Annotated in this window: 12 protein-coding genes and 2 pseudogenes; 11 read left to right on the top strand and 3 right to left on the bottom strand. The window is 58.0% G+C overall.

The window, feature by feature from the left end; genetic code table 11:
- Nucleotides 1–12 precede the first annotated feature (12 nt).
- The 5 genes from HQ912_RS27530 to HQ912_RS27510 all read left to right on the top strand — a co-directional run bounded on the left by HQ912_RS27530 (nt 13) and on the right by HQ912_RS27510 (nt 4,133).
- Nucleotides 13–987 (top strand): copper resistance protein B, encoded by a 975-nt coding sequence (locus HQ912_RS27530; RefSeq protein WP_090401469.1) that lies wholly within the window; start codon nt 13–15, stop codon nt 985–987.
- A 9-nt stretch (nt 988–996) separates the two neighbouring features.
- Complete coding sequence (locus HQ912_RS27525) at nt 997–1,809, top strand: c-type cytochrome (protein ID WP_090401470.1); 813 nt, start codon at nt 997–999, stop codon at nt 1,807–1,809.
- A complete protein-coding gene (locus HQ912_RS27520; RefSeq protein ID WP_090401471.1) occupies nt 1,799–2,266 on the top strand; it encodes a DUF411 domain-containing protein in 468 nt (155 codons plus the stop codon). Before HQ912_RS27525 ends, HQ912_RS27520 begins: the two co-directional genes overlap by 11 nt.
- Nucleotides 2,267–2,448: 182 nt before the next feature.
- Nucleotides 2,449–3,195 (top strand): helix-turn-helix transcriptional regulator, encoded by a 747-nt coding sequence (locus HQ912_RS27515; RefSeq protein WP_167361098.1) that lies wholly within the window; start codon nt 2,449–2,451, stop codon nt 3,193–3,195.
- 68 nt (nt 3,196–3,263) lie between these two features.
- Complete coding sequence (locus HQ912_RS27510; RefSeq protein WP_169857189.1) at nt 3,264–4,133, top strand: sterol desaturase family protein; 870 nt, start codon at nt 3,264–3,266, stop codon at nt 4,131–4,133.
- A 146-nt stretch (nt 4,134–4,279) separates the two neighbouring features.
- Here HQ912_RS27510 and HQ912_RS27505 read toward each other — a convergent pair.
- From HQ912_RS27505 to HQ912_RS27495, 3 genes and pseudogenes are all read right to left on the bottom strand, one after another.
- A pseudogene (locus HQ912_RS27505) lies at nt 4,280–4,750 on the bottom strand (IS5 family transposase); the annotation flags it as partial.
- Nucleotides 4,751–4,809: 59 nt separating this feature from the next.
- Nucleotides 4,810–6,078 (bottom strand): group II intron reverse transcriptase/maturase, encoded by a 1,269-nt coding sequence (ltrA, locus tag HQ912_RS27500; RefSeq protein ID WP_010466266.1) that lies wholly within the window; start codon nt 6,076–6,078, stop codon nt 4,810–4,812.
- A gap of 519 nt (nt 6,079–6,597) precedes the next feature.
- Nucleotides 6,598–7,110, bottom strand: a pseudogene (locus HQ912_RS27495) (IS5-like element ISPre1 family transposase); the annotation flags it as partial.
- A 461-nt stretch (nt 7,111–7,571) separates the two neighbouring features.
- On the opposite strand from HQ912_RS27495, the gene phnC reads away from it, so the two are divergent.
- The 6 genes from phnC (at nt 7,572) to HQ912_RS27465 (ending at nt 13,065) form a co-directional block, all read left to right on the top strand.
- Complete coding sequence (gene phnC / locus HQ912_RS27490) at nt 7,572–8,399, top strand: phosphonate ABC transporter ATP-binding protein (protein ID WP_003118432.1); 828 nt, start codon at nt 7,572–7,574, stop codon at nt 8,397–8,399.
- Nucleotides 8,396–9,259, top strand: a complete 864-nt coding sequence (gene phnD, locus HQ912_RS27485; protein WP_010466255.1) for a phosphate/phosphite/phosphonate ABC transporter substrate-binding protein — start codon at nt 8,396–8,398, stop codon at nt 9,257–9,259. Before phnC ends, phnD begins: the two co-directional genes overlap by 4 nt.
- Nucleotides 9,260–9,267: 8 nt before the next feature.
- Nucleotides 9,268–10,095 carry a phosphonate ABC transporter, permease protein PhnE gene (gene phnE / locus HQ912_RS27480; RefSeq protein WP_010466252.1) on the top strand — a complete coding sequence of 276 codons (828 nt, stop codon included), beginning with the start codon at nt 9,268–9,270 and terminating at the stop codon, nt 10,093–10,095.
- 8 nt (nt 10,096–10,103) lie between these two features.
- Nucleotides 10,104–11,114, top strand: coding sequence for a phosphonate dehydrogenase PtxD (gene ptxD, locus HQ912_RS27475; RefSeq protein WP_003118429.1), 1,011 nt, complete (start codon nt 10,104–10,106; stop codon nt 11,112–11,114).
- Nucleotides 11,108–11,977, top strand: a complete 870-nt coding sequence (locus tag HQ912_RS27470; protein ID WP_010466239.1) for a LysR family transcriptional regulator — start codon at nt 11,108–11,110, stop codon at nt 11,975–11,977. The genes ptxD and HQ912_RS27470 overlap by 7 nt, the downstream gene beginning before the upstream one ends.
- A 107-nt stretch (nt 11,978–12,084) precedes the next feature.
- Nucleotides 12,085–13,065, top strand: a complete 981-nt coding sequence (locus HQ912_RS27465) for an IS5-like element IS1384 family transposase (protein ID WP_010466230.1) — start codon at nt 12,085–12,087, stop codon at nt 13,063–13,065.
- The last annotated feature ends 104 nt before the right edge of the window (nt 13,066–13,169 follow it).

The raw sequence follows: 13,169 nt of genomic DNA, 5'->3' as shown, positions 1-13,169 counted from the left end.
AGTCGATGGATCATGACCAAAAAACCAAAAAGGCAGATTGAGATCATGACCAGTAAGTTTTTACGCCCAACGTTGATAGCACTGGCAGTCTCTACCAGTCCTGCTTTCTTTGTCCTGGCTCACGCCGCTGAAGAGATGGATCACTCCAAGATGGACCACGGCTCAATGGGAGCTATGGACCATAGCAAGATGGGGGCTATGGATCACAGCAAGATGAGTATGGATGACGGGAAAATGGACGGAATGGAAAGTATGGATGGAGGGGCGACTACCACCAGTCGAGCCCCAGTTCCCGTACTTACCGATGCTGACCGTGCAGCCGCCTTTCCAGATGTTGCTGGTCATGGTGTCCACGACAAAAAACTCAACTCCTTCATGCTGCTGGATAAGTTTGAGTACCAGGATGCTGACAACGGTAGTGCATTGGCCTGGGATGCAAAAGGATGGATCGGCGGTGACGTTGACCGACTGTGGTTGCGCTCGGAAGGCGAACGTACCAATGGCGTAACGGAAAACGCTGAACTCTCAGCACTTTGGGGGCACTCCATCGGTCCATGGTGGGATGTCGTCACCGGCGTACGACAAGACTTCAAACCCGGGTCGCCACAAACTTGGGGAGCGCTCGGTATTCAGGGCATGGCCCTCTATAACTTTGAAGCCGAAGCGACCGCCTACATCGGTGAGAACGGTCAAACCGCTGCTCGATTGGAAGGCGACTACGACATTCTGCTGACCAATCGCCTGATCTTGCAGCCGACGGCCGAAGCCAATTTTTACGGAAAAAATGATCCTCAGCGCGGCATTGGGTCTGGATTGGCAAACACCGAAGTAGGGCTCCGATTGCGTTATGAGATTGTTCGCCAATTTGCCCCTTACATTGGGGTTAGCTGGAGCCGCTCCTACGGCAATACGGCAGATCTGGCCAGCGATGAAGGAGAGGATGCCAACGAGGCCCGGTTTGTCGCCGGTATTCGAATGTGGTTTTGAGGGCCTGACATGAAAAGAACATTGAAAACATTGACTGCTGCCGGGGTGGTTACCGCAATAACAGGTGCCGGCGTGGTTTATTTTGGTGTGATCAATGTTGGGGCGGATGAACCACATTCCGATCCCGTTTACGCGCTACTTTCCACCGCTCGGGATCGCTCGATCGAAGTGCGCTCTCGCGACATTAAAGTCCCCGACCTGAGCGAAGAAGCTCTCATTCGCGCAGGTGCTGGCAACTACAACTCTATGTGCATCGGTTGCCATCTCGCTCCGGGTATTGCAGGAACCGAGTTAAGTAATAGCCTTTACCCTGCACCTCCGAATCTTTCAAAACTGGGCGTTGATGGAAACCCTGCCGCAGCTTTCTGGATCATCAAGCATGGAATCAAATCCACAGGCATGCCCGCTTGGGGTAAAAGCATGGCCGATCCCTACATATGGGGAATGGTCGCTTTTCTCCAGCAACTGCCTTCATTGGATGCAGAGCAATACAAAGCTCTAGCAACCAGCAGCGGTGGTCATCAACACGGTGGCGGCGAGAGCAAAATGCATAACCATGAAGGCCAGCATGAGGGCCAAAAAGGCGCTGTCGCGGAGCATCATGATGCGGGTGCAGCCCAAGAGATAGCCGAAGGCGACCATCATGGCGAGAGAAACAGCGCTCATGCCCATGAGGCGGCCGCAGCGCCTTCTCAGGATGAAAGTACCGAACACGCCCATCCTCAGGTTGTGGAGGCTTCACATGGCGCCCCTGCAACTCCGGCCACTCAGCCAAAAACTCATACCCACGCTGATGGGAAGGAGCATACCCATGCGAAATAACTTTCTTCGTCCCGGTCGGGCACTTCGCCTCGCTGCATTCGCGGCTCTGTTTATCAGTTCAGCTGGTCATGCAGCTGAGTCGCTGACGATCGACGTCCATCGTGACGCTAACTGTGGATGCTGCAAGAAGTGGATCAAGCACCTTGAAGCTAACGGCTTCACCGTCGTTGATCATGTAGAAACCAACATGAGCGCTATCAAGCAGGACCTGGGTGTTGTGCCGCGTCTCTCGTCATGCCACACCGCGGTGATCAACGGAAAATTTGTTGAAGGCCACGTACCAGCTGAGCAAATAGTTGCCTTGAGCAAACGTGACGACCTTATCGGGATTGCTGTGCCGGGGATGCCGGCAGGCTCGCCTGGTATGGAGGTTGGTGGGAAGCAGCATGCGTATCAGGTCATCGGTCTGAGCAAAGCAGGTACCGACCAAGTGATCGCTGAGTACCCGGCAAACTAATTACAAACGTTCATAACCCGAACGATACTAAACCGGTCGATCCGGCATCGGCAAAACGCTCAAATGTCCGGGTAGGAATAGCCCATCATGGCCCTGCATCAATACGATGCCGCAGTCAGATGCCGAATGACTATACGTGTGCAGTCGGCACGGACAAAAGTGGAAGTAGGCCGAGCTAGAGAATGAAGAGCTGGGTTACAGCAGAGATCGTGCGCTGGGCAGGTCATGCATGGGTTGGCCCTGGTATCGGTGTCTTTTATGGCCGTGCCGGTCACCAGGAATGGCACCTCCATCAAGCACATCAGATCTCAGTTGGCCTCGACTCAACTGTATCAGTTCAAACCCCGATGGGTATTCAAACAGGGGGCGCCATCTTCATTCCGGCCGGTTTGAAACACCAGATGAGCGCCGGTCACGTTCTGTCGATCTATGTGGATGCGCTTTCCGAGGAAGCCCACGCTCTGCGGGGTGCGGAAGAAGCGAGGGTGATCTGGATCACTCCGGCGGACGTAGCGCCGATAGTCGACGCACTGCACGAGCCAGGACACACTGATCTCCAGGTTAGGACCGGGGTGCGCCAGGCGCTGCGACTGCCCGATCTCCCGCCCCCAGATCCTCGCTTGATCAAGGTAATTGAGGCGCTGAGCAGAGGCCAAATGGGACGCGAAGAGTTGGCCGCTGTGGTGCATCTATCCCCCACGCGGTTTTCTCATTGGTTCGTGGAACATACGGGGCTGCCGCTTCGCAGTTACGTGAGATGGTTACGTCTCACGCAAGCCCTGCAGCATTTGGCTAAAGGTGCACGGCTGACCGACGCGGCTCATCAGGCGGGTTTTTCAGACTCGGCTCATTTCTCCCGGACATTCCGGGCGCTACTGGGTATCGATCCGTCATCCGCTTTGGCTGAAGTTCATCTCCAGGAGACTTAGCTCTTTCGTTCAAGCCGAAAGCTGGCTTCTACACATATTGTGATGGTTCCATATCCAGGAGCTGAGCAATGCCTTCCTTTCTCCAACTCGCCTTACGGTGGGTTAGCTATCCACTCGTGTTTGGCGGCTCTGCCACTTTTATGATCTGGACGCTGTATACCGGCGTACCGTATTGGCCCACGACTCCCCTAGTTGCTGCAGTGGGACTTTTGCTCATCGCTGGCTTGGAGCGCATCCAACCTTTCCGCGAAGCCTGGCTTGAGGATCATCAAGACACCGCGACAGACCTGCTGCACATGCTGGTGAACCTTTCCGTCATTCAATTCACAGCTGGAGTCCTAGTCGAGCTTGGTGATGCGGTGCCAGCTTCGGTTCGTCTCTTTCCGAACAAGAGCCCGCTGTGGCTGCAGTTGCTACTAGTCATCGCCGTGCTCGATCTGAGCCTGTATGCGATGCATCGGATCAGTCACCGAGTGTATTGGCTATGGCGTTTTCACATGCCTCATCACAGCGCCGAGCGGTTGTATTGGATGAACGGGGAGCGACGACATCCGTTGCACGCGGTGCTTATGGCGAGTCCGGGGCTGGTGATCCTGTTCGCATCAGGCGCACCCTCCGCAGTTGTGGCCACCTGGTTTGGAGTTCTAACAGTGCACTTGGCCTTCCAGCATTCGAACCTGGACTACCGGGTGGGATGGTTGCGCCACATTATCGGTGTTGCCGAAATTCATCGCTGGCATCACAAACGCGACTTTGAAGACGCCCAGGTCAACTTTGGTGAGTTTCTGATGGTGTGGGACCGAATATTTGGCACGTTCTATGACAGTCTGGGGAAACTAGGCCAAGCCGAGGTCGGATTGCATGAAACGGATTACCCTAAAAATTACCTGGGACAGCTTATCGAACCCTTTGAACATGACCGTGTAAACAAAGGCTAGGGATGGTCTGAAGTAGTTGTGTATTTCTGGCTGACTTCAGCCCCTGCCGATTTTAAAAGCGGCAAATCGATCAAAAACGCTCAGATCACCCGCTTATTTCTGTGTTTTTAGCCGCCGCGAGCACCTCGCGGCAGCCATTTTCCACATTACAGGCGCACCTCTCCTGCATTCGCCAGTAAATGTCGGCGCGCCATCCACAGGTTCGACAGCGCGAACAGCGTCATCAGTTGCGCCGTGTTCTTCGCCAGACCACGGAAGCGCACCTTCACATAACCGAACTGGCGCTTGATCACCCGGAACGGATGCTCGACCTTGGCTCGTACCTGAGCCTTGGCCTTCTCAATCTTGCGCTTGGCTTTGTACAAAGCACTGCGCTTATCAAGCTTCTTGTAAGTACTACGGCGGGCGGCGATCTGCCAGATGACCCCCCGGCCTTCATGTTCAGGGCGTTTCTCGACGCCGGTGTAACCCGCGTCGGCACCGACCATGTTCTCATCGCCGTGCAGCAGCTTATCGACCTGGGTGACATCGGCCACGTTGGCCGCCGTGCCCACCACGCTGTGCACCAAGCCCGACTCATCATCGACACCGATGTGCGCCTTCATGCCGAAGTGGTGAGTCGGCCGCGGGAACTGCCCCCGCAGCCGCTCGCAGAACCGTACGTGACACTCTCGCGTCATACGGCTCCCGTTATCCAACCTTGCTGCCCGGTCACTCGCCAGTGATGAAACAGCCGGGGTACCACAGTCCGCATCTTGTCCAGCCATTGGCTAATGCGCCGCTTGCGCCTATGAAGAGCCTTGTATTTTCGTCGGGCCCAGCGTTCAAGCGCGCGGTCAATGTGCTGGAAGATGCCAAGCATGGCTGTCCGATAGAACGAGCCATAGTATTGCGACCACCCCTGTATCACTGGATTGTAGAGCCGAGCCACGTCGACCAGCGTCACGTGGGTTTGGCGATTGAGTCGCCACCTGCGTACCGCTTGCCGCATCCGCTTTAAGGCATCCGCACTCGCTCCCGGAAGGAAGCTCGTGAAGAGCTGGTCTTGTTTGCTGAGCGCCTTCCTCGGCCTAAAGGTGAAGCCGAGGAAGGTAAAGCTCACATGCGGATAACCTGCGCGACGGTTACTGTCCTTGCAGTACACGACCTTCGATTTCTCGGGGTGCATCGTCAAGCCACAGGCAGCCAGCCGTGAAGCAATGGAGCGCATCACGTACTCCGCTTGCTTTCGACTGCGGCAGTGCACCACCGCATCATCGGCGTAGCGGGCAAACGGGCAGTTGGGGCTGGTACGTTGCATCCAGGTGTCGAAGGCATAGTGCATGAACAGATTCATCAGGAGGGGACTGATCACTCCACCTTGCGGGGTGCCGCGTTCGCGTCGGACGCGCATACCGTGATCCGTTTCGAACGGCGCAACCAGCCACCGCTCGATGTACAGAAGTATCCAGTCCTCCTTGATGTGCAGGCGCACCGCCTTCATCAGCAACCCATGATTGATCTGATCGAAGGCTGCCTTGATATCAAACTCCACCACCCAGTCGTATCGCCAGCAGCGCTCACGCGTGATCGCCACCGCCTGCTTCGCTGATCGTCCCGGCCGGTACCCATAGGAGTCCGAGTGGAAGATCGAGTCCAGCTCCGGCTCGATGAGAAGCTTGACCACGGTTTGCGCGACACGATCACCAACCGTGGGCACTCCCAGCTTGCGCGTGCCTCCCGATGCCTTGGGAATTTCTACTTGCTTGACCGGAGGCGGGAAGTACGACCCCGACGACATCCGATTCCACAGCTTGTAGAGATTCTTAGACAGATCCCGCTCGAAATCGGCGATGGTTTCATCGTCGATGCCGGCAGCACCGCGGTTGGCCCTGACCTGCTGGTAGGCGTCCCATACCGTGCGTTTCGCTATGTCATAAGGTTTCGCCGAGCTCACGCCACTCATCCCCGGAGGTTGGCAACGCTCGTCGGCCGGATAACGCCGCCCCTTCGCTCCACCTCCATTACAGAGGCTTCATCGCTACTACGGGAGGCTCCGCCCCTCGTTCCAGCATCGGTATTCTTCCTCATGGTGTTGGCCATTTGTCATTTTCCTTCGCATCTGGAACAAGGTTCTCACGTTCCGTACCAAAGCCTGTATGAAGATCATGCCGCCTATACACCGGCTGCCATCGGGTCCGTAAGCAGGTAACGCCCCGACTTGTCCTGAAGCCAGTACTCCACCTCAGTTTCGGCAGCACCTTGGGCATAACGATGCGTCATCGGACGGTTTGCTTTCGCTCATCTTCTCCATACTCACCTGCCATCCTCAGGGATGACTTTTCCTCGGTCGCTCACCACCACACCTTTTGGATGCAGCAGCACCGGGTGGTTTGAAGTCCGCTCCTGCAAGCCGACTTCGGAAGGCCTACTTCCATCTTCGGCACAGCAGCACAGGTCATCTGACCTGTGTTCGTGACACACAGTACTGGTTACCCTTCTTGGTCTGATGCATTTCCGGGTCGCGCTTACCGTCCTTGTTCTTGGTCGAACTCGGCGCATTGATCAGCGTGGCATCGACGATCGTGCCTTGGCGCAGCGACAGCCCTCGGTCGCCCAGATAGCCATTGATGACAGCCAAGATGCCGGCGGCTAGTTCGTGCTTCTCCAGCAAACGACGGAAGTTGAGGATGGTGGTTTCATCGGGGATACGCTCCAAGCTCAGCCCCGCGAACTGGCGCAGGATGGTGGTCTCGTACAGCGCCTCTTCCATCGCTGGATCGCTGTAACCGAACCAGTTTTGCATCAGGTGCACGCGCAGCATCGCCATCAGCGGATAGGCCGGACGACCGCCTTCACCCTTGGGATAATGCGGCTCGATCAAGGCAATCAAACCCTTCCACGGCACCACCCGATCCATCTCGATCAGGAACAACTCTTTGCGGGTTTGTTTGCGCTTACCGGCGTACTCGGCGTCGGCGAAGGTCATCTGCTTCATCGGGAAACTCGGTGGGTGGAATCCGGGTATTTTGCCAAAATCTGGAAGTCTTCTTCAGAGTTTCCCTAGCATTAAGCTGGGCGCGACAACAGACGTCTAGTTGGGCGGCACCTGAAGGTTTCGACCAGCCACATAACGGCCTAGGTCAATCGACGGGCAAGAATAGAATGTCTCCTATAGTCCGCTAGTGTGCGCTCTCTTGCTTGGATGGCATTACGTTCTGGCCCAACGTTACTGTAGCGAATCCGCAGCAGTATCAATCAAAGCCTCCTGTATCCCGCGTGAAGAAAGACGCTACGTTGCGCCCGTTCTTCCACGGCTTCGCTTGCCGCCCCGCTACGGCAGATTCGAAGTATTCATCGAAATGTCATCCTTTAGAAGCAGTGCGGTAACAAGGAATTTCTACCCTTTGCATCGCGAACCGCAATTGTGCGGCCAGCAATATTGCGAAAGGTGATCAAATGACGCCCCATCCGATACAGGACGCCGTGCTGCGGGTCGACCGGTTGAGCGTCGTCTATCCAGGCGGCGTGACAGCCCTACGCGATACCTCGATTGCATTTCGGCGTGGTGAGTTCACCGTGCTGCTTGGTCTCTCGGGCGCAGGCAAGTCGACCTTGCTCCGTAGTCTCAATCGACTCGTCACGCCCACTGGCGGCAGTGTCACCAGCGAACTCGGTGAACTCGGCAGCGGCTCGGCCTTGCGTCAGCATCGTCGGCGTACCGCCATGATCTTTCAGCACCACCAGCTAATCGAACGTCAAAGCGCACTGGCTAATGTGCTTACCGGTCGGCTGGCCTTTCACAACACGCTCCGCTCGCTGTTTCCTCTGCCGCGTGCCGATCAGGAGATTGCGCTCAGTTGCCTCGCTCGGGTCGGTCTGGCAGACAAGGCGCTAAGCCGGGTGGACAAACTGTCCGGTGGCCAGCAGCAGCGGGTAGGCATCGCGCGTGCGCTAGCGCAACAGCCGGCGATCATTCTGGCCGATGAGCCGGTAGCCAGTCTCGACCCGGCCACTTCGGTCCGTGTTCTCGGATTGCTGCGCGACATCTGCAAGGAAGACGGCATCACCGCCATCGTTTCGCTGCATCAACTCGAATATGCCCGCCGCTTCGCCGATCGCGTCGTCGGGCTGGCCGATTCTCAGATCGTTTTCGATGCCGCGCCCTCGGAACTCACCGATGCGCAGCTTGAGCGCATCTATGCAGGCCGCTCTACGACTCAGCCAGCGAATGCTCCGGCTGAACCACCTGTCATGCTCGAACCTTCACTGGAGATGTCCCGATGAAACGCTTATCCGCGCTCTTATTGACTTGCTTGCTGTCCGCTGTTTCAAGTTTGTCCGCCCTAGCGGCCGATGCCGATCCGGATGTGCTAAAGGTTGCCCTGCTGCCGGACGAAAACGCCTCCGAGCTGATCAAGCGTAACCAGCCGCTGAAGGATTATCTGGAAGAGCATCTGGACAAGAAGGTGCAGCTGATCGTAACCACCGACTATTCCTCGATGATTGAGGCGATGCGCTTTGGCCGTATCGACCTGGCGTATTTCGGTCCGCTGTCCTACGTCATGGCCAAAAGCAAAAGCGACATCGAGCCCTTCGCTGCCATGGTCATCGACGGCAAGCCGACCTATCGCTCGGTGATTATCGCCAATGTGGCGTCAGGCGTGAATGAGTATGCCGACCTTAAGGGCAAGAAGATGGCCTATGGTGACCGGGCATCGACGTCCAGCCATTTGATTCCCAAAACCGTGCTTCTTGAGACGGCCGATTTGACGGGTGGGCAGGACTACGAACAACATTTTGTGGGCACGCATGACGCCGTTGCCGTCAACGTGGCGAACGGCAACGCCGATGCGGGTGGGCTGTCGGAGGTAATTTTCAATCACGTAGCCGAACGTGGCCTAATCGATCCGAGCAAGGTGAAAGTACTTGGTTACAGCGGCGAATACCCCCAGTACCCCTGGGCGATGCGCTCGAACCTGAGCCCCGAGCTGAAAACCAAGGTGCGGGATGTATTCGTCGGTATCGACGATCCCGAAGTGCTGCGCAACTTCAAGGCCGAGGCCTTCGCGCCAATCACCGACGCCGACTACGATGTGATCCGCAACATGGGATCGCTGCTCGGCCTCGACTTCGCCACGATGTGAGCACCGATATGTCTACTCATTACGACGTGCAGGCGCTGCCTGCAGAGCAACGCGAGCACATCCTTCGAGGCTTCGGCCTCGGTTGGTGGCGCCAGCTGGGGCAGGTGGCGATTGTATTCGGAGTGGTGCTGTTGGCCTGCTGGTACGTGGGGCTGCTCGATGCCACCACGCTGCTGAACGGGCTGCCCTCCATCGCGACCCTGGCAGGCGAGGCCATGCCGCCAGACTTTTCGGGCTATCGAAGCTGGATTCGCCCCTTGATCGACACCTTGGCGATGAGCATCGCCGGTACGGCCATCGCAGTGGTGTTCTCGCTGGTGGTGGCCTTCGTTGCAGCGCGCAATACGGCGCCGCACCCCCTTGTGTTCGGTGTTGCCCGGGTGCTGCTCAATGCCCTGCGGTCGGTGCCGGAGCTGATCATGGGCATCATCTTCGTTGCAGCCGTAGGGTTCGGCGCCTTGCCGGGCGTGCTTGCCCTGGGTCTGCATTCGGTCGGCATGGTCGGCAAGTTCTTCGCCGAGGCCATCGAGCACGTCGACGAAGCGCCGGTGGAAGCCGCTCGGGCGGCGGGGGCTACGCCGATGCAAGTGCTGCTGCACGCGGTTTTGCCACAGGTGACGCCGCAGTTCGCCGACGTGGCGATCTACCGCTGGGAATACAACTTTCGCGCCTCCACCGTGATGGGCATGGTTGGCGCCGGCGGTATCGGCTTCGAACTCATGGGCTCGCTGCGCATCATGCAGTACCAGGAGGTTGCAGCAATCCTGCTGGTCATCCTGGCCATGGTCACGCTAGTAGACGCCTTCAGTGGCGTGCTGCGCAAACGTTTCAAATAGGACAAACCATGCTGCCGAAACTCGTTATAACTCACCGAGTACACGATGAGATCCTGCAACTGCTGGCGCCACATTGCGAGCTGATGACCAACCAGACCGACAGCACGCTGACGCGCGAGGAAATTCTGCGCCGCTGCCGCGATGCTCAGGCGATGATGGCGTTCATGCCCGATCGGGTCGATGCAGACTTTCTTCAAGCCTGCCCTGAGCTGCGTGTAGTCGGCTGCGCGCTCAAGGGCTTCGACAATTTCGATGTGGACGCCTGTACTGCCCGCGGGGTCTGGCTGACCTTCGTGCCTGATCTGTTGACGGTCCCGACTGCCGAGCTGGCGATCGGACTGGCGGTGGGGCTGGGGCGGCATCTGCGGGCAGCAGATGCGTTCGTCCGCTCTGGCGAGTTCCAGGGCTGGCAACCACAGTTCTACGGCACGGGGCTGGATAACGCTACGGTCGGCATCCTTGGCATGGGCGCCATCGGACTGGCCATGGCTGATCGCTTGCAGGGATGGGGCGCGACCCTGCAGTACCACGAGGCGAAGGCTCTGGATACACAAACCGAGCAACGGCTCGGCCTGCGCCAGGTGGCGTGCAGCGAACTCTTCGCCAGCTCGGACTTCATCCTGCTGGCGCTTCCCTTGAATGCCGATACCCAGCATCTGGTCAACGCCGAGCTGCTTGCCCTCGTACGGCCGGGCGCTCTGCTTGTAAACCCCTGTCGTGGTTCGGTAGTGGATGAAGCCGCCGTGCTCGCGGCGCTTGAGCGAGGCCAGCTCGGCGGGTATGCGGCGGATGTATTCGAAATGGAAGACTGGGCTCGCGCGGACCGGCCGCGGCTGATCGATCCTGCGCTGCTCGCGCATCCGAATACGCTGTTCACTCCGCACATAGGGTCGGCAGTGCGCGCGGTGCGCCTGGAGATTGAACGTTGTGCAGCGCAGAACATCATCCAGGTATTGGCAGGTGCGCGCCCAATCAACGCTGCGAACCGTCTGCCCAAGGCCGAGCCTGCCGCATGTTGAATCCGGTCTGGCTGAAGAGCCTGGTAGCGATCGTTCAAACAGGCAGTTTTCAGAGCGCGGCGAGGGCGTTGGGGCTGGCCCAGCCGACGGTGTCGCAGCACTTGCAGAAGCTTGAAGAGCAGGTCGGCGTAACGCTGGTGCAGCGCAGTCGTAGCGGCTGCCAGCCTACCACACGGGCGCTGGCCTTCATGCCGCATGCGACCGCCTTGCTCGACATGCACGCCCGGGCGCTAGAAGCCCTGCATGGCAATCGTGAGCGCGTCGGGGCCAGCTCCAACATCGGCACCTACCTTCTCCAGCCATTCGTGCGCAACTATCTGACGACCGCAAATGAGAGGGGCGAGGTGGATCTGCGCATCGCCGCCAACCCGGATGTGGCCGACCAGCTACTGGCGGGCCAGCTCGACGCCGCGATCATGGAATGGTGGCTACCTCACCCCGACTTCGAACACCGCCTCTGGCGGGTCGAGCCGCTGGTGCTTATCGTCAGCCCCGACCATGCGCTGGCTGAAGCAGGGTGCATAGAACGTGATCGTCTGGTGGACCTGCCGATGCTGGGAGGTGAACCGGGTAGCGGTACCGGACGGCTTCTGACCGAATACTTTGGCGAACTGGGCGTGCCTCGCAGCGGTATGCAGCTAGGCAGCACCGAGGCAGTCAAACAAGCAGTGAGGGCGGGACTCGGCGTGTCGTTGGTGATGGCTTCCGCAGTACAAGACGAAGTTCGCAGTGGCGCGCTGGTAGCTCTTCCCATCCCGGGGCTTGAAAAGCGTCTCCAACTGATCTGGCGCAAACCTCCCGGAAATCTGCACCCGCCGGGATTTGTGCGGCACTTATTGGAGGAGGCAGATCTAGCTGGATAAGGTGATGGATGGTTGCGATCCAGCGCTTGGCTTGTCAGCCTAGGGAAACTCTGAAAAAGACTTTCTGATTTGGCAAAATACCGCGACCCCACCCACCGAGTTTCCCGATGAAGCAGATGACCTTCGCCGACGCCGAGTACGCTGGCAAGCGCAAGCAAACCCGCAAGGAGTTGTTCCTGATCGAGATGGATCGGGTGGTGCCGTGGAAGGGCTTGATTGCTTTGATCGAGCCACATTATCCGAAAGGTGAAGGTGGCCGTCCGGCCTACCCGTTGATGGCGATGCTGCGTGTGCATCTGCTGCAGAACTGGTTCGGCTACAGCGATCCAGCGATGGAGGAAGCGCTGTACGAAACCACGATCCTGCGCCAGTTTGCCGGGCTGAACCTGGAGCGCATCCCCGACGAAACCACCATTCTCAACTTCCGCCGCTTGCTGGAGAAACACGAGCTGGCGGCCGGCATCCTCGCTGTCATCAATGGCTATCTGGGCGACCGCGGCCTGTCGCTGCGCCAGGGCACCATCGTCGATGCAACGCTGATCAATGCGCCCAGTTCGACCAAGAACAAGGACGGCAAGCGCGACCCGGAAATGCACCAGACCAAGAAGGGAAACCAGTATTATTTTGGCATGAAGGCCCACATCGGCGCCGATGACGAATCGGGTCTGGTGCACAGCGTAGTGGGCACGGCGGCCAATGTGGCGGATGTCACCCAGGTGGACAAATTGCTGCATGGCGACGAAAACGTGGTCTGCGCCGATGCAGGCTACACCGGTGTCGAAAAGCGGCCCGAGCATGAAGGACGTGAAGTTATCTGGCAGGTGGCGGCACGCCGCAGCACCTACAAAAAACTCGATAAGCGCAGCGTGCTGTACAAAGCCAAGCGCAAGATTGAAAAGGCCAAGGCTCAGGTGCGCGCCAAGGTCGAGCATCCGTTCCGGGTAATCAAGCGCCAGTTCGGTTACACCAAGGTGCGCTTTCGCGGCTTGGCCAAAAACACGGCGCAACTGGTGACACTGTTCGCTCTGTCGAACCTGTGGATGGCGCGCCGACATTTACTGACGAATGCAGGAGAGGTGCGCCTGTAATGCGGGAAATGGCCACCGGAGTGGGGTCCGGGTGGCGAAAACGTAAGAAATACTCGTCGAATTGATTGTTTTTTGATCATTTGGCGAGTTTAAAAGTTGCGCTA

This window comes from Pseudomonas sp. MPDS, assembly GCF_013283895.1.
Classification (GTDB): domain Bacteria; phylum Pseudomonadota; class Gammaproteobacteria; order Pseudomonadales; family Pseudomonadaceae; genus Aquipseudomonas; species Aquipseudomonas rhizophila.
Note: the sequence above shows the minus strand (reverse complement) of the source record. Positions and strands in the feature narration are given on the sequence as shown.